This window comes from Limimaricola variabilis (assembly GCF_014195545.1).
Lineage (GTDB): Bacteria > Pseudomonadota > Alphaproteobacteria > Rhodobacterales > Rhodobacteraceae > Limimaricola > Limimaricola variabilis.
Genome location: NZ_JACIBX010000001.1, coordinates 94,178 through 109,136, shown reverse-complemented (window position 1 = coordinate 109,136; position 14,959 = coordinate 94,178). Strand labels below are relative to the sequence as shown.

The 14,959-nt window shown below is 69.0% G+C and carries 14 protein-coding genes; 6 read left to right on the top strand and 8 right to left on the bottom strand.

What is annotated here, in order from left to right; genetic code table 11:
- Positions 1-35 precede the first annotated feature (35 nt).
- Both mltG and fabF read right to left on the bottom strand, forming a co-directional pair.
- Positions 36-1,199 carry an endolytic transglycosylase MltG gene (gene mltG / locus FHS00_RS00490; RefSeq protein ID WP_183468825.1) on the bottom strand — a complete coding sequence of 388 codons (1,164 nt, stop codon included), beginning with the start codon at positions 1,197-1,199 and terminating at the stop codon, positions 36-38.
- On the bottom strand, positions 1,199-2,467 hold the full coding sequence (gene fabF / locus FHS00_RS00485) for a beta-ketoacyl-ACP synthase II (RefSeq protein WP_183468823.1): 1,269 nt from the start codon (positions 2,465-2,467) through the stop codon (positions 1,199-1,201). Before fabF ends, mltG begins: the two co-directional genes overlap by 1 nt.
- Positions 2,468-2,622: 155 nt before the next feature.
- On the opposite strand from fabF, the gene FHS00_RS00480 reads away from it, so the two are divergent.
- Positions 2,623-3,468, top strand: coding sequence for a PilZ domain-containing protein (locus FHS00_RS00480; protein ID WP_183468821.1), 846 nt, complete (start codon positions 2,623-2,625; stop codon positions 3,466-3,468).
- A 112-nt stretch (positions 3,469-3,580) separates the two neighbouring features.
- On the opposite strand, the gene FHS00_RS00475 is transcribed toward FHS00_RS00480, so the two are convergent.
- From FHS00_RS00475 to FHS00_RS00460, 4 genes are all read right to left on the bottom strand, one after another.
- Complete coding sequence (locus FHS00_RS00475; RefSeq protein ID WP_017929475.1) at positions 3,581-3,814, bottom strand: acyl carrier protein; 234 nt, start codon at positions 3,812-3,814, stop codon at positions 3,581-3,583.
- A gap of 193 nt (positions 3,815-4,007) precedes the next feature.
- Complete coding sequence (gene fabG / locus FHS00_RS00470) at positions 4,008-4,745, bottom strand: 3-oxoacyl-ACP reductase FabG (protein WP_183468819.1); 738 nt, start codon at positions 4,743-4,745, stop codon at positions 4,008-4,010.
- Positions 4,746-4,872: 127 nt separating this feature from the next.
- On the bottom strand, positions 4,873-5,799 hold the full coding sequence (fabD, locus tag FHS00_RS00465) for an ACP S-malonyltransferase (protein ID WP_183468817.1): 927 nt from the start codon (positions 5,797-5,799) through the stop codon (positions 4,873-4,875).
- Between the two features lie 72 nt (positions 5,800-5,871).
- Entirely contained in the window at positions 5,872-6,420 is a 549-nt protein-coding gene (locus tag FHS00_RS00460; RefSeq protein ID WP_183468815.1) for an ABC-2 transporter permease, read from the bottom strand.
- Between the two features lie 279 nt (positions 6,421-6,699).
- Between FHS00_RS00460 and rpsF the strand changes: the two genes are divergently transcribed.
- From rpsF to FHS00_RS00435, 5 genes are all read left to right on the top strand, one after another.
- Positions 6,700-7,053, top strand: a complete 354-nt coding sequence (gene rpsF / locus FHS00_RS00455; RefSeq protein WP_183468813.1) for a 30S ribosomal protein S6 — start codon at positions 6,700-6,702, stop codon at positions 7,051-7,053.
- A 24-nt stretch (positions 7,054-7,077) separates the two neighbouring features.
- Positions 7,078-7,305: a 30S ribosomal protein S18 gene (gene rpsR / locus FHS00_RS00450; protein ID WP_017929480.1), complete on the top strand. Its 228-nt coding sequence runs from the start codon at positions 7,078-7,080 to the stop codon at positions 7,303-7,305.
- Between the two features lie 12 nt (positions 7,306-7,317).
- On the top strand, positions 7,318-7,902 hold the full coding sequence (gene rplI / locus FHS00_RS00445) for a 50S ribosomal protein L9 (protein WP_183468811.1): 585 nt from the start codon (positions 7,318-7,320) through the stop codon (positions 7,900-7,902).
- Positions 7,903-8,106: 204 nt separating this feature from the next.
- Entirely contained in the window at positions 8,107-9,123 is a 1,017-nt protein-coding gene (locus tag FHS00_RS00440) for a PAS domain-containing protein (RefSeq protein ID WP_183468809.1), read from the top strand.
- A 117-nt stretch (positions 9,124-9,240) separates the two neighbouring features.
- A complete protein-coding gene (locus FHS00_RS00435; protein ID WP_183468807.1) occupies positions 9,241-11,199 on the top strand; it encodes a bifunctional 2',3'-cyclic-nucleotide 2'-phosphodiesterase/3'-nucleotidase in 1,959 nt (652 codons plus the stop codon).
- An 80-nt stretch (positions 11,200-11,279) separates the two neighbouring features.
- Here the strand turns inward: FHS00_RS00435 and FHS00_RS00430 are convergent, their stop codons facing one another.
- Positions 11,280-11,828, bottom strand: coding sequence for a GNAT family N-acetyltransferase (locus tag FHS00_RS00430; RefSeq protein WP_183468805.1), 549 nt, complete (start codon positions 11,826-11,828; stop codon positions 11,280-11,282).
- A 91-nt stretch (positions 11,829-11,919) separates the two neighbouring features.
- Positions 11,920-14,790, bottom strand: a complete 2,871-nt coding sequence (locus FHS00_RS17835; RefSeq protein ID WP_183468803.1) for a Hint domain-containing protein — start codon at positions 14,788-14,790, stop codon at positions 11,920-11,922.
- Between the last annotated feature and the right edge of the window lie 169 nt (positions 14,791-14,959).

Below are 14,959 nucleotides of genomic sequence, written 5' to 3'. Positions count from 1 at the left end.
AATGGGCCGTAACCGACCGGTCCGTTTACGGAAAATCAATTTCCCGCAGCGCGCTGCGCCTCGATCTCGCGCCACTTGGCGACGTTGCTGTTGTGCTCGGCCAGCGTCTCGGAAAAGGCGTGACCGCCGGTGCCGTCGGCCACGAAGAACACGTAATCCGTGCTCGCCGGGTTGAGCGCCGCCTGGATCGCGGCGCGGCCCGGGTTGGCGATCGGCGTCGGCGGCAGACCGTTGATCACATAGGTGTTCCACGGCGTCTCGGCCTGCAGCTCGCTGCGCCGCAGCCCGCGCCCGAGCACGCCCTTGCCCTCGGTGATGCCGTAGATCACGGTCGGGTCGGTCTGCAGCGGCATGCCCTGCCGCAGCCGGTTGACAAAGACGCTGGCGACCTGCGGCCGCTCGGCGGCGACGCCGGTTTCCTTCTCGACGATCGAGGCGAGGATCAGCGCCTCTTCCGGCGTCTCAAGCGGCAGGTCCTCGGCCCGGTTCTCCCAGGTCTCGGCGAGGATCGCCGCCTGCGCGGCCTCCATCCGCTCGAGCACCGCCGCGACCTGGGTGCCGGGCGCGATCTCGTAGCTATCGGGCGCGAGGCTGCCCTCGGCAGGGATTTCCTCGACATCGCCGTCGAGCGTGTCGATCGCGTTGAGCGCCTGCACCACCTGCCAGGAGGTCACGCCCTCGGCCATGGAGATGCGGTAGCGCGTGTCGGCGCGCTCGCGCATGGTCTCGTATTCGGCCGGGATCTCGACGCCCTCGGCGGTCGGGTCGAACTCCGCCAGCTCGGTGTAGCTCGAAGTCGCGGGGTCGAGCTCGCGCACCTCGGCGGCCACCGCGTTGACGCCGATCTTGTAGAGGATCTCGGTGCCGCAGGTGGAGGCACCGCCGCGGGTCACGATGTCGAGGATCTCCTCCATCGACGACTGCTCGGGGATCAGGTGGCTGCCGGCCTTGAGCTGGCCGGCCTTCTCGGAATACTCGGCGCCGATGCGGAAGATCGGCGCCGAGCCGATCGCGCCCTGCTCCTCGAGCCGGGCGCTCACGGCGCGCATGTTGGTGCCCGGCTCGACGCGCAGGCACATCGCCGTTTCAAGCGGGCCCTCGCCCGAATACTCGTTGACGCCCCATGCGATCACGCCGGCGGCGCCTGCGAGCCCCACGATCATGAAGGTGATCGTGTTCGAGGCGAGATGACGCCACATCAGGAGGCGACCCGGCCGAAGAGCACGCTCGCATTGGTGCCGCCGAAGCCGAAGCTGTTCGACAGCGCCACGTCGATCTTGCGCTCGCGCTTGGCGTTGGGCGCGAGGTCGACGACGGTTTCGACCGCCGGGTTGTCGAGGTTGATGGTCGGCGGCGCGACCTGGTCGCGGATCGCGAGGATCGAGAAGATCGCCTCGATCGCGCCAGCCGCGCCCAAGAGGTGGCCGGTCATCGACTTGGTCGAGGACATGGTGACGTTCCTGGCCGCCTCGCCCATCAGCCGCTCCACCGCGCCGAGCTCGATCGTGTCGGCCATGGTCGAGGTGCCGTGCGCGTTGATGTAGTCGATCTTGTCGGCCGTGATCCCGGCATCCTTGAGCGCGGCGCGCATCGCCCGCTCGCCGCCCTCGCCATCCTCCGACGGCGCGGTGATGTGGTAGGCGTCGCCCGACAGGCCGTAGCCCAGCACCTCGGCATAGATCTTGGCGCCGCGGGCCTTAGCGTGCTCGTATTCCTCGAGCACGACGATGCCCGCGCCCTCGCCCATGACGAAGCCGTCGCGGTCGTTGTCATAGGGGCGGCTCGCGGCCTGCGGATCGTCGCGCCGCTTGGTCGAGAGCGCCTTGCAGGCGTTGAAGCCGGCGATGCCGATCTCGGAGATCGCCGCCTCGGCGCCGCCGGCCACCATCACGTCGGCCGAGCCGTACTTGATCAGCCGGGCCGCGTCGCCGATGGCATGCGCGCCGGTCGAGCAGGCGGTGACGACCGAGTGGTTCGGCCCCTTGAAGCCGTAGCGGATCGAGACCTGGCCCGAAATCAGGTTGATCAGCGCGCCGGGAATGAAGAAGGGCGAGACGCGACGCGGGCCCTTGTCGCGAATGAGCAGCGCGGTCTCGGCGATCGAGTTCAGGCCGCCGATGCCGGAGCCGATCATCACGCCGGTGCGCTCGCGGCTTTCGTCATCCTCGGGCATCCAGCCCGAATCCTCGACCGCCTGCTGGGCGGCGGCGATGCCGTAGAGGATGAAGTCGTCGACCTTGCGCTGCTCTTTCGGCTCCATGTAGGCGTTCGGATCGAACCGGACCGCCGGGTCGGCGTCGTCGCCGCGCGGTACCTCGCAGGCGTAGTTCGTCGCCAAGTGATCGGCGTCGAAGCGGGTGATGGTGCCCGCGCCCGATTTTCCCGCCAGGATCGCCTCCCAGCTCGGCTCGACCTTGTCGGCCAGCGGCGTCACCAGCCCCAGCCCCGTCACGACCACTCGCCGCATCTGACCATCCTCTTCGTCAAAACTCGCGCCCTGATACCGCAGGGCTTCGCGCGGGAGCAAGAGCGCGGGCGTGTCGAATTTGGCGGCCCGCCGCCCAGTCGGGCTTAACGCCACCTTCAGCCTCCTTGGGTCAAATGCGCGAAACGGAGGGTTCGATGCGGCTTTGGCTGGCGCTGATCGTGATGCTGATGGCGGCGCCGCTGCGCGCCGACCCGGCCTGCGAGGCGATCGCGGCGCTGGGGCGGGTCGCGGCGGGCAGCCGCGCGGGCGACCTCGCCGGGCTCGACCGGGCGTTGCGCCGGATCGATACCGAACGGGCGATGTGGGACCTGCGCGGCCACCCGCTGGCGCGTCACCGCGCCGATCTCGACGCCGCGCTGCGGCTGGCCGAGGAGGCGGTGACGCTGGCACGGCGCGACGGCGAGGCCGCGGCCCACGCCCGTCTCGCCGCCCCCGCGGCGCGCGCGGTGCAGGGGCGGCTCGTGCTGCTGCTGGCGCGCCATGCCTGCGCGCCCGAGCGCGCGGCGGGGCCGCAGGCGGGGCCCGAGGCCGAGGAACGGCCCGGCCCGGCGACGGGCGACGGGCTCGCCGGGATGCGGATGGCCGATCTGGCCGGGCTGGGGCTGGGCGCGCTGGTGCTGGCCGGTCTCGGGACGCTGCTCGGGCGCCTGCTGGCGCGGCGCAACCGCCGCCGTCGACGCCAGGCCCGGCGACATGCCGTCAACCTCCCGGCCCGGTTGCGCGCCGGCCGGTCGGAAACCGAGACCCGGCTCGTCGATATCAGTCGGCTCGGCGCCAAGCTACGGCTCGATCCGGAGTTCGAGCCGGGGCCGCTGGGGGCGGTGATCATCACGCTGGGCGACCGGCGGATCGGGGCGCGGGCGCGCTGGCGCAACCGCCACTATGTCGGCGTGCAGTTCCTGCGGCCGCTGCCGGAGGACGCGGTGGCGCCGATCCTGACCCTGCCGGAGCCCGAAGGCGTCGCGCCGCAGCCCGGCTGAGCCGCGAAACCTGGGCCCGGAAACGCGAACGGCACCCCGTGGGGTGCCGCTGCATGCCTCGGATCCGAAGATCCCGGCCCGGTGCCGCGTCCCGAAGGCGCGGCCCGTTATGTTACTGCGCTTCCTTGATGAAGCGGACCGCGTCGCCGAAGGTCTGGATGGTCTCGGCGGCGTCGTCGGGGATCTCGATCCCGAACTCTTCCTCGAAGGCCATGACCAGCTCGACGGTGTCGAGGCTGTCGGCGCCCAGATCGTCGATGAAGGAGGCGTTCTCGACGACCTTGTCCTCTTCGACACCCAGATGCTCAACAACGATCTTGCGCACGCGATCGGCGACGTCGCTCATGTCAATTCCTCACGTCTTTCCGGCCACTCCGGGCCTTTTCACTGCTTGCCCCAGGGGGCGGCTTGATGTGCCCGCTCGGGCCGCTGACCGACCGGCGCCAAAGCGCCAAATTCGGCAAATCACGTGGTCATGTAGCAGAGATTTCGGGAGGCGCAAACGCTTTCGCCCCCTTCCCTGCACGGAATGCGGTGGCTCAGAGCATCGCCATGCCACCATTGACGTGCAACGTCGCACCGGTGACGTAACCGGCTTCCGGGCTGGCGAGGTAGAGCACGGCGGCGGCGATCTCCTCGGGCGTGCCCATGCGGCCCGACGGGATCTGGCCGAGGATGCCGGATTTCTGCTCGTCGTTGAGCTTGTCGGTCATCGCCGTCTCGATGAAGCCCGGCGCCACGCAGTTCACGGTGATGCCGCGGCTGGCCACCTCGTAGGCGAGCGACTTGGACATGCCGACCATGCCCGCCTTGGCGGCGGCATAGTTGGTCTGGCCGGGGTTGCCGGTGGCGCCGACGATCGAGGAGATGTTGATGATCCGGCCCCAGCGGGCCTTCATCATCGGCCGCACCACGCCCTTGCACAGCCGCATGGTCGAGGTGAGGTTGACCTCCAGCACCTGCGCCCAGTCTTCCTCGGACATCCGCATGAACAGGTTGTCGCGGGTGATGCCGGCGTTGTTGACGAGGATGTCGAGCCCGCCCATCGCCTCGATCGCCTGCTTGGGCAGCGCGTTCACCGCCTCGGCATCCGAGAGGTTGCAGGGCAGGACATGGGCGCGGTCGCCCAGGCTCGCCGCCAGCTCCTCGAGCGGCGCGGTGCGGGTGCCCGAAAGCCCCACCGTGGCGCCGGCGCCGTGCAGCGCGGTGGCGATGGCGCCGCCGATGCCGCCCGAGGCGCCGGTGACGAGGGCGGTCTTGCCGGTCAGGTCGAACATCTTCTTTCTCCTCAGGATCTCAGTTTGTGCCCGGTTTAGCAGCAAGGCCGCGCCCGGACCACAGCCCGCGCGCCGTGGCACGCGGGCGGGATCTTCGTCTTGGTCTTGGATACGGCCCGGAGCGGGATCAGCCCTTGGCCGCCGCCACGTCCTCGGGGGTGCCGATGGCGCGGGTCTCGGCGCCCTTGGCGATCCGGCGGATCATCCCGGTCAGCGCCTTGCCGGCGCCGATCTCCCAGAACTCGATCACGCCCTGCCCGGCCATGTATTCCACGCTTTCGCGCCAGCGCACCGCGCCGGTGACCTGGTCGACCAGCAGCGTGCGGATCAGCGCCGGGTCGGAGACCGCCGCGGCGCGGACATTGGCGACGACCGGCACCGCAGGCTCGCGGATCTCGACGCCTTCGAGCGCGTCGGCCATGGCGCGGGCGGCGGGCGCCATCAGGGCGCAGTGGAACGGCGCGCTCACCGGCAGCAGGATCGCCCGCTTGGCGCCCTTTTCCTTGGCGATGTCGAGCGCCCGCTCGACCGCCGCCTTGTGGCCGGAGATCACCACCTGCGAGGGGTCGTTGTCGTTGGCGGCCTGGCAGACATCGCCCTGCGCCGCGGCCTCGGCCACCGCGCGGGCGGTGTCGAGATCGAGGCCCAAGAGCGCCGCCATCGCGCCCTCGCCGACCGGCACCGCCTGCTGCATCGCCTCTCCGCGCAGCCGCAACAGCCGCGCCGTGTCGTCGAGCCGCAGCGCGCCCGCCGCGCAGAGCGCCGAGTATTCGCCGAGCGAGTGACCGGCGACGAAATCCGCCGCGGTGACGTCTATGCCTTCGGATTTGAGCGCGGCCATCGCCGCGATCGAGGTCGCCATCAGCGCCGGCTGGGCGTTGCGGGTCAGGGTCAGCGTCTCGATCTCGCCTTCGAAGATCAGCGTGGAGAGCTTTTCCCCCAGCGCGGCGTCGACCTCGTCATAGACGTCGCGCGCCGCCGGATAGGCCTCGGCCAGCGCCCGGCCCATGCCGATTGTCTGCGACCCCTGCCCCGGAAAAACGAATGCGCGCATGGCCCTGCTCCCTTGTGATGCGGTGCGTCGGGCCATCGCATAGCGGCTTGGCGCCGCCACGACAAGAAAGCGTCAGGCGCCGCGGCGGAACAGCCGGCCGCCGCGCGGTGCCGAGAGGCCCAGCTCGGCCTCGATCCGCCGGGCCAGCGCGGTCATCGCGTCGAGGTCGCCCTCGGCGACGCGGACCGACAGGCCGCGGCCGACGAGATGCAGCTCGGCCCGCAGCGCCATGCTGCGCGCCTCGGCCCGGCTGCGGATCTCGACCCCGCTGAAATCCTCGAAGCGCCAGCGCGCCACCGGCTCGACCCGGCCCGAGGGCCGCCGCAGCACCGCCCGCACCATCCGACGCTCGGCATCGAAATGCATCTCTTCGCGGCGCCCCAGCGCGCCGTAGCAGACCAGCCCGCCGCCCAGCGTCACCGCCACGACCAGCCGCAGCCACAGCTCGCCGTCGAGGCTCAGCCCCATCGGCGACAGCCAGATGGCCCCGACCGCCGCGGTGACGCCCAATGCGAAGGCCCAGGCCGCGAACGCGGTCAGCATGGCGATCCTCTGCCATCGGCGCTGCCCGCCCAGGATGAAGGGCGCGCGGATGGAGCGGGTCGGGACGGCTGCGGTCATGATGGACACCTCTGGACGGCGACGATCGGGATAACTTGAGGTTGAGCATCGAACGGGGCGCGATTGTGGCGCCAAACAGGCGTTATGACGTTGCGTCCCGCGTTTTCGACGTCGCGTCCAAACGCCCTGCCGGGGCGAGGCTTGCGCCGCGCCGCGCAGTCTGTATAAGGCCGCATCCTTCCGCGCATTCGCATGAACCGCGCAGACTCTCGTGAACGGGGAGCGGAAGGCTCAGGCCCCGTTCTATGAAATGCGCCGAGAAACCGAACTGGAGAACGCATGCCGCTTTACGAGCATGTCTTCATCGCGCGTCAGGACCTGTCCAACGCGCAGGCCGAAAGCCTCGTCGAGCACTTCTCGACCGTCCTCGCCGACAATGGCGGCAAGGTGCTCGAGAACGAGTACTGGGGCGTCAAGACCATGGCCTACAAGATCAACAAGAACCGCAAGGGCCACTATGCCTTCCTGCGTTCGGACGCGCCCTCGGCCGCCGTGCAGGAGATGGAGCGCCTGATGCGCCTGCATGACGACGTGATGCGTGTCCTGACCATCAAGGTCGACACCCACGAAGAGGGCCCCTCGGTCCAGATGCAGAAGCGCGAAGAGCGCGGCGAGCGCCGCGAGCGCCGCTGATCGCCTCCAGGAAAGGATAAGAGAATGGCCACCAAACCGTTTTTCCGTCGCCGCAAGACCGACCCCTTCGAGGGCGAGAACGCGCCGAAGATCGACTACAAGGACACGCGTCTGCTGCAGCGCTACATCTCCGAGCGCGGCAAGATCGTGCCCTCGCGCATCACCGCCGTCGGCTCCAAGAACCAGCGCAAGCTCGCCCAGGCGATCAAGCGCGCGCGGTTCCTGGCGCTGCTGCCCTACGCCGTGAAATAAGGAGACCGACACATGGACGTGATCCTTCTGGAACGTGTGGCCAAGCTTGGCCAGATGGGCGAGATCGTGAAGGTGAAGGACGGCTACGCCCGTAACTTCCTTCTGCCCCAGGGCAAGGCGCTGCGCGCCAACGAGGCCAACAAGGCCCGCTTCGAAGACCAGAAAGCGCAGCTCGAAGCGCAGAACCTGGAATCGAAGAAAGACGCCGAGAAGATGGCCGAGAAGCTCGACGGACAGCAGTTCGTCGTGATCCGCTCCGCCTCCGACGGCGGCGCGCTCTACGGTTCGGTCACCACCCGCGACATCGCGGAATCGGCGACCGCCGACGGCTTCACCCTCGACCGCAAGCAGGTCGTGCTGCGCGGTCCGATCAAGGAGCTGGGCCTGCACGAAGTGAGCGTGGTTCTGCACCCCGAGGTCGAAGCGACCATCGCGATCAACGTCGCGCGCTCGGCCGAAGAAGCCGAACTGCAGGCGTCGGGCAAGTCGATCCAGGAACTGGCCGCGGAAGAAGAAGCCGCTGCCGAGTTCGAGATCCAGGGCCTGTTCGACGACATCGGCGGCGCCGCCAATGACGACGAGGGCTCGGAGGGCTGAAGCCCCCGCCACGAGACGCCGGAAGGGGCCGCATCCGAGGGTGCGGCCCCTTTCGCATGTCAAGCTCCCCATAGGTTTGCCGCGTCCCGGCGCCAGCTCGGCGGCGCGCTCGTGACGCTACGTCATATCGCCGCCATCCGGGCCGTTCGGGTTGACCCGACTCTCCCTTGGGGCCGTCCTGATGGCGACATCGGAGGGCGCGACATGAAGCTGGCAACCGACGAACCGCTCTGGGCCTGCGCACCGGGATTCGACGAGGCAGGATTGCTGGCCACGATCCGCCACACCCGGCTGCCGCTCTGCGTCACCGACCCCACCCTGCCCGACAACCCGATCGTCTATGTCAACGCCGCCTTCTGCGAGCTGACCGGCTATCCGCCCGAGGAGACGCTGGGCCGCAATTGCCGGTTCCTGCAGGGCCCGGCGACCACCCCGCAGAGCGTCGAGGAGATCGGCCGCATCCTGGCGGAGCGACGGGTCGGCACGGTCGAGCTGGTCAATTACCGCAAGAATGGCGAGGCCTTCATCAACACCCTGCAGATCGGGCCGCTCGACGACGAGAATGGCCGCGCGCGGTTCTTCTTCGGCACGCAGATGGACGCCGCCCCGCAGCGCGAGGCCGAGCGGCGCGGCCGCGAGCTGGCGACGCGCGAGCTGGAGCACCGGCTCCGCAACATCGTCAACGTGATGTCGGTGACGATCCGCATGTCGGCCCGGGACGAAAGCGACCCGCAAGCGCTGGCCGTGCAGATCGAGCGCCGGCTCAGGGCGCTCAGCGACACGCATTTCCGCGCCTTCGCCACCCCGCCGGACGAGACGGTGCGGCTGCGCCCGCTGATCGAGCCGCTGCTCGCGGCCTATGCGCCGGTGGGCGCGGCGCAGTTGGAGCTGGTCGGCGCGGATGCGCGGGTGCCGGGGGCCGCGGTCTCGGCGCTGACGCTGGCGCTGCACGAGCTGGCCGCGAACGCGGTCAAGCACGGCGCGCTGAGCCGCGCCACGGGCCGGGTCGAGATCGCGGTCGATGAGGCCGAGGGCCTCGCGCTGCGCTGGCGCGAGAGCGGCGGCCCGGAGGTGGCGCCGCCGCAGCGGCGCAACGGCGCCGCGATCATCCGAAGCATGGTCGAGGCGGCGGGCGGGCGGCTCGAATTCGACTGGCGGCCCGAGGGGCTGGCGGCGCTGATCGCCTTTCCGCCTGAGACCGCGGAGCGCCTCCACGCCTGACCCGACGCCGCCTTTCCGCTACGGCAAGATGCGAAAGGTCATTCCCCTGTAACGCGAAGCCGTTACCCTGCCGGCATGACACGGGGGCGCACGACCCCCGACAGCAGGGAGACGATCATGACACTGATCCTGAACCGCCGCGGCTTTCTCGCCGGAAGCTCGGCCATGCTGGCGCTGCACCCTTTCTCGGTCAGGGCCCAGGGTGGACAGGCGCATCTGCGCATCATGGAGACGACGGACATCCACGTCCACGTCTACCCCTATGATTATTACGCCGACAAGGAGATCGACACGGTCGGCCTCGCCCGCACCGCGCGGCTGATCGAGGACATCCGCGCCGAGGCCACCAACTCGGTGCTGTTCGACAATGGCGATTTCCTGCAGGGCAACCCGATGGGCGACTACATCGCCTATGAGCGCGGCATGCCCGAAGGCGCGATGCACCCGGTGATCGAGGCGATGAACACGCTCGGCTTCGACGCCTCGACGCTCGGCAACCACGAGTTCAACTACGGGCTAGACTTCCTGATGAACTCGGTCGCCGGCGCCGCCTTCCCGATCGTCTCGGCCAACGTCGTGACGACCAAGGGCGAGAGCATCATCGAGGACGAGACTCTGGTGCCGCCCTACGTGATCCTCGACCGCGAGATCACCACCGGCGACGGCGAAACCCATCCGATCCGGATCGGCGTGATCGGCTTCGTGCCGCCGCAGATCATGAACTGGGACCGCAAGCATCTCGAGGGCAAGGTCGAGCCGCGCGACATCGTCCGCGCCGCCGAGGCCTATGTCCCCAAGATCCGCGAGGAAGGCGCCGACATCGTCATCGCGCTGAGCCATAGCGGCATCGGCGCGGCCGAGCACGAGGAAGGCATGGAGAACGCCGCGATCCCGCTGGCGCGGGTCGAGGGGATCGACGTGATCCTGACCGGGCACAGCCACCTCGTCTTCCCCGGCCCCGATTACGAGGGGCATGAGGGGGTCGACGTCGCCGCCGGTACGATCGGCGGCAAGCCGGGCGTGATGGCGGGCTTCTGGGGCAGCCACATGGGTCTCGTCGACCTGATGATCGAACGCGACGGCGAAGGCTGGCGCGTGGCCGAGGCCGAGGTCGAGGCGCGCCCGATCTACGAGCGCGGCGAGGACCGGTCGATCACGCCGCTGGTGGAGAGCTTCGAGCCGGTGCTGGAATCGGTCGCGCAGGAGCACCAGGAGACGCTCGACTACGTGCGCCGCGCGGTGGGCAAGACCGACGCGCCGCTGCATAGCTACTTCGCGCTGGTGGCCGACGACCCGTCGGTGCAGATCGTTTCCAACGCGCAGCGCTGGTACATCGAGCAGATGCTGGCCGGCACCGAGCATGAGGGTCTGCCGATCCTCTCGGCGGCGGCGCCCTTCAAGGCGGGCGGTCGCGGCGGTCCGGAATACTATACCGACGTGCCGACCGGCGACGTGGCGATCAAGAACGTGGCCGATCTCTACCTCTACCCGAACACGGTGCGGGCGGTGCGGATCACCGGCGCGCAGGTCAAGGACTGGCTTGAGCGCTCGGCGGGCATGTTCAACCAGGTCGAACCGGGACAGGAGGACCAGGTCCTGCTGAACCCCGAATTCCCGTCCTACAATTTCGACGTGATCGACGGGGTGACCTATGAGATCGACCTCTCCGAGCCGTCGAAGTTCGACCGCGAGGGCAACGTGGTGAACCCCGATGCCAGCCGGATCAAGAACCTTCAGTTCGAGGGCCAGCCCATTGATTCCGAACAGGAGTTCATCGTCGCCACCAACAACTACCGCGCCACCGGCGGCGGCAGCTTCCCCGGCGCGGATGGCTCGACCATCGTGTTCGAGGCGCCCGACACCAACCGCGACGTGATCGTGCGCTACATCGTCGAACAGGGCACGATCAGCCCCTCGGCCGACGCCAATTGGCACTTCACGCCGCTCGACGGCACCTCGGTGCTGTTCGACACCGGCCCGCGGGCGGCCGAGTATCTCAACGACGTGAAGGGCGTGCAGATCGCGCCTGCTGGCGACGGGCCGGACGGCTTCGCCCGCTTCGTGATCCGGCTCTGAGGGCCATGGGCGCGGGGGGGAGACCCCCGCGCCTTCTTCAGGGAGTGTCCGCACACCGTGCGGGTGCCTCCTTGAGGCTTCTACGCGACCTTCGAATAGACAAGGCAATCGCGCGGTTCATCCGAAACATTCGGATGAACAAGGTAGCGGCGCAGGGTTCCCTCGCGGATCATGCCCGCCTTCTCCAGCACTCGAGCCGATGCCGAATTGTCGACATCGCAATATGCTTCCGTTCTGAATATCTCCGGATGGGACAGCGCATGCGGAATGAGCGCGCGCATGACTTCCGAAGCGCATCCCTTACCCCAAGCAGTGGCCTTGAGGACGTATCCATAGTTTACCCGCGAACCGATCAGCCGGGCCTCGAACATGCCAAGCAGGTCCTCGGGTTGTTCACGATGGAACGCGACCATCGGAAAGCTTTCGCCCCGATCCCAGTTGCTTGACAGGATTTTGAGGACGGCAGCAGTTTCCGCCTCGGTCTCGCTCGGCCTCCATGTCAGATACTTCGTGACAACAGGATCGGACGCGTAGGCGTCAAAGATAGCTGGAGCATCTTCCACCCGAAGGCGTCTGAGGCGATAGCGCTCGGTCTCCAATGCCTCGGGCAAGCGATAGGCAGCGGTCATTGTCGGTTCTTGTTTCACATCAGTTGCGATGGATGCCGAGTTTCGATTTTGTCCGCCAGGTAATCCAACACGGTTTGCAGACACCCCTTTTTCAAGCGGCGAGCAGCGCGCGCGCCTCGTGCGCCCGGAGCGTCGGGCGGGCCGACCGGCCCCAGCCATCGGGCATCGCGCGCAGCTGCGGGCAGACCGTGAAGAGCCGCTCGCGCGAGGGCGCGTCGAGACCGATGATGCCGCGCAGGCCGGGCTGGAAGCTCTCGGTCGCGGCGCCCTCGGCCATGACGATCTCGTGGGCGTCGAACAGCAGGTGGACGTAGTGCACCTCGCCGCCCCGCTCCACCGTCACGTCGTAGCCGTCGACGAGGTAGCGCGCGGCGATCAGCACCTCGTCGGCGCCGAACAGCAGCTGCGCACGGTAGCCTTCGAACAGCATCCTGTGCTGCGGCGACACCAGCAGGTCGCGCTCCAGCCCCGGCAGCACGCCGGGCCGGATCCGGATCGGCGCGCGCGGACCAACTGCGGTGGTGCGGCGGCTGCCGACCCACCGCAGCGGCCGCGGGCCATTGTCGCGGGTCAGCACCAAATCGCCCACCGCCAGATCGGCGGCGCGGCGCGGGCCGAAGGGCGTGGCGATGCGGGTGTCGGCGGTGAAGCAGATCACCCGCTCCATCTGCGAGAAGCGCATGGTGGAGCCGTTGTCCATCTGCACCGAGCCGGAATAGCCGTCGGGCCCGCTCGTCATGCTGAGCGTCTCCATCCGCGCGGCCTTGCCGAGGTCGAGCGTATCGAAACCCTCGCCGCCATTGACGGTGGTGTCGCCGGTCCCGGTCTCACCCAAATCCTCGAACAGGAACAAATCGTCGCCCGCCCCGCCCGAAGCGCCGTCGCCGTGCGACATCCGCAGCGTGTCGTTGCCGTCGCCGCCATTCAGACGGTCGGCGCCGCGACCGCCGGTGAGGACGTCATTGCCGGTGCCCCCGGCGAGGTGGTCCTCGCCGCTGCCGCCGATCAGCGTGTCGTCGCCGCCGCCGCCGGAGAGCGAGATGCCCCCGGTGGTCGCGGAGGCGTCCATCCGGTCGGCCTGCCCGCTGCCCTGCACCGCCTCGATCTCCTTGAACTCGGCGCTGTCGGTGCCCGCTTCGAGGCGGCCCGCCTCATCGCCGGTGAAGGTGACGTCCATGCCCTGCGACAGGTGGCTGCCGTCGATCTTGTCGACATCGTCGCCCCCCGTGTCCTCGCCACCCGCGATCCGGTCATGGCCGAAGCCGTTGAACAGCACGAAGCGGTCGCTGCCGGTGCCGCCATAGAGCTCGTCGTCGCCGCTGCCGCCGACGATGGTGTCGTTCCCGGCCCCGGCCTCGACGATGTCGTTGCCCGCCCCGGCGAGGATCAGGTCGTCGTCGCCGCTGTGGCGTTCGAGGATGGCGTCGGACGAATCCACCCGGTCGCCATCGGCATCGGCCCAGCCCGGGGTGATCACATCGTCCCCCGCGGTGCCGGTGATGGTGCCGTCCGAGGGCGGGATGCCCATCGCCGTCATCGCGCCGGGGGAGCTGACCTGGGCGGCGGTCACGCCGACAAGGCGGAGGCTCTCGCCACCCGGAAAGGTGATGATCGCGTCGCCATTGTCGGCCGAGGTCACGGTCGCGTCCCAGATGTTGACCGGCTGGCCGTTGGCATCGTGCAGGCCCGACACGTCGATCCGGTCGATCGCGGTCCAGCTGCCATTCGGGTTCTCGACCGGCGGCTCGAAGTTCAGCACCACGTCCTGGCCGTCGCCATCCGAGAGCACGACGGTGTCGGCCTCGCCCGGCTGGGTGCCGAGATCGATCCGGTCATTGCCCGCCCCGCCGGCGATCCGGTCGGCGCCGGCGCCGCCCGACAGCGTGTCGTTGCCCGCCCCGCCGATGATCGTGTCGTTGCCGGCACCGCCGTCGATGGTGGCGGCGTCGCTGCGGGCCGAGGCGTCGATCCGGTCGCCATGGGCAGTGCCGTCGATGCGCTCGATCTCCTCGAAGCGGGCGAGGCTGTCGCCCTGCCGGATGGTGCCGGATTCCTCGCCGGTATAGGTGATCTCGACGCCCGAGCTCAGCCCGCTCAGGTCGATCCGGTCGACATCGGTGCCGTTCGCGACGCCGCCGCCATAGATCCGGTCGGCGCCGAAGCCGTCCTCCAGCACGAAGAGGTCGTCATCCTCGCCGCCATAGAGCGTGTCGGCGCCCGCACCGCCATTGAGGGTGTCCCTGCCATGGCCGCCATAGAGGCTGTCGGCCCCCTCCCCGCCATAGAGCTGGTCGTCGCCGGTGCCGCCCTCGACCACGTCGTTGCCCGCGCCCCCATAGAGCGTGTCGTTGCCAGCTTCGCCGTTCAGGGTGTCGTCGCCGTCGCCGCCATAGATCTGGTCGGCGCCGTTGCCGCCGCTGATCTTGTCGTCGCCCGCGCCGCCATAGAGGACGTTGTCGCCCGGCGTGCCGGCGATGGTGTCGTTGCCCGGCCCGCCATGGACCGTCCCGACCTCGCGATCGTTGGCTTCGAAGCCGTCATTGCCCGAGAACTGGTCGTAGGAGACGTCGCCGGCGGTGGCGTCCTCGCGGCCGACGACCATTAGCTTGGTGCCCGGCGGCGGCGGCGGGTCCTGGAAGACGTAGAAGTCCTCGCCGGTGCCCTCCACCTCCATCTCGTACATGGTGTAGCGGTTTCCATCGGGGTCTTCGAGCGTGTAGACCTCGTCGAGATAGATCGGGCCGTCGACGACATTCGTGGTGCCCTTGCGTATGCTGACGCTCTGGGTGCGGTCGTCGCTCTGGCCCTCGGTGATCGTGTCGCCCGACATCCGGGCGTCGTCATCCTCGAGGCGGAAGCTGTGGGTGGTCGCGCCGGGCACGTCGATCGGGTCGCCGACGGCGATGTGGTCCTTGGTCGTCAGGTCGGATTCGGTGAAGCCCGAGAAGAGATAGACAGCCATGACGCGCCCCCGCCGTTTATGGTCAGGCTCACATCACCACCCGATTGGGGGCTGAATGGGGCAAAGTCTGGCCGGTCTTCGGTCCTTTGTTTCGAGCGTCGCGGGGCTTTGCGGCCCGGGCACGGCCCAGACCGCCGGGCCCGGTGGGGTCCGGCGGTGCGATAATGGC

Excerpts from the sequence above, each read along its gene's own strand:
- mltG (WP_183468825.1), bottom strand. The coding sequence starts at position 1,199 with ATGTGGCGTCATCTCGCCTCGAACACGATCACCTTCATGATCGTGGGG.
- fabF (WP_183468823.1), bottom strand. The coding sequence starts at position 2,467 with ATGCGGCGAGTGGTCGTGACGGGGCTGGGGCTGGTGACGCCGCTGGCC.
- FHS00_RS00480 (WP_183468821.1), top strand. The coding sequence starts at position 2,623 with ATGCGGCTTTGGCTGGCGCTGATCGTGATGCTGATGGCGGCGCCGCTG.
- FHS00_RS00475 (WP_017929475.1), bottom strand. The coding sequence starts at position 3,814 with ATGAGCGACGTCGCCGATCGCGTGCGCAAGATCGTTGTTGAGCATCTG.
- fabG (WP_183468819.1), bottom strand. The coding sequence starts at position 4,745 with ATGTTCGACCTGACCGGCAAGACCGCCCTCGTCACCGGCGCCTCGGGC.
- fabD (WP_183468817.1), bottom strand. The coding sequence starts at position 5,799 with ATGCGCGCATTCGTTTTTCCGGGGCAGGGGTCGCAGACAATCGGCATG.
- FHS00_RS00460 (WP_183468815.1), bottom strand. The coding sequence starts at position 6,420 with ATGACCGCAGCCGTCCCGACCCGCTCCATCCGCGCGCCCTTCATCCTG.
- rpsF (WP_183468813.1), top strand. The coding sequence starts at position 6,700 with ATGCCGCTTTACGAGCATGTCTTCATCGCGCGTCAGGACCTGTCCAAC.
- rpsR (WP_017929480.1), top strand. The coding sequence starts at position 7,078 with ATGGCCACCAAACCGTTTTTCCGTCGCCGCAAGACCGACCCCTTCGAG.
- rplI (WP_183468811.1), top strand. The coding sequence starts at position 7,318 with ATGGACGTGATCCTTCTGGAACGTGTGGCCAAGCTTGGCCAGATGGGC.
- FHS00_RS00440 (WP_183468809.1), top strand. The coding sequence starts at position 8,107 with ATGAAGCTGGCAACCGACGAACCGCTCTGGGCCTGCGCACCGGGATTC.
- FHS00_RS00435 (WP_183468807.1), top strand. The coding sequence starts at position 9,241 with ATGACACTGATCCTGAACCGCCGCGGCTTTCTCGCCGGAAGCTCGGCC.
- FHS00_RS00430 (WP_183468805.1), bottom strand. The coding sequence starts at position 11,828 with ATGACCGCTGCCTATCGCTTGCCCGAGGCATTGGAGACCGAGCGCTAT.
- FHS00_RS17835 (WP_183468803.1), bottom strand. The coding sequence starts at position 14,790 with ATGGCTGTCTATCTCTTCTCGGGCTTCACCGAATCCGACCTGACGACC.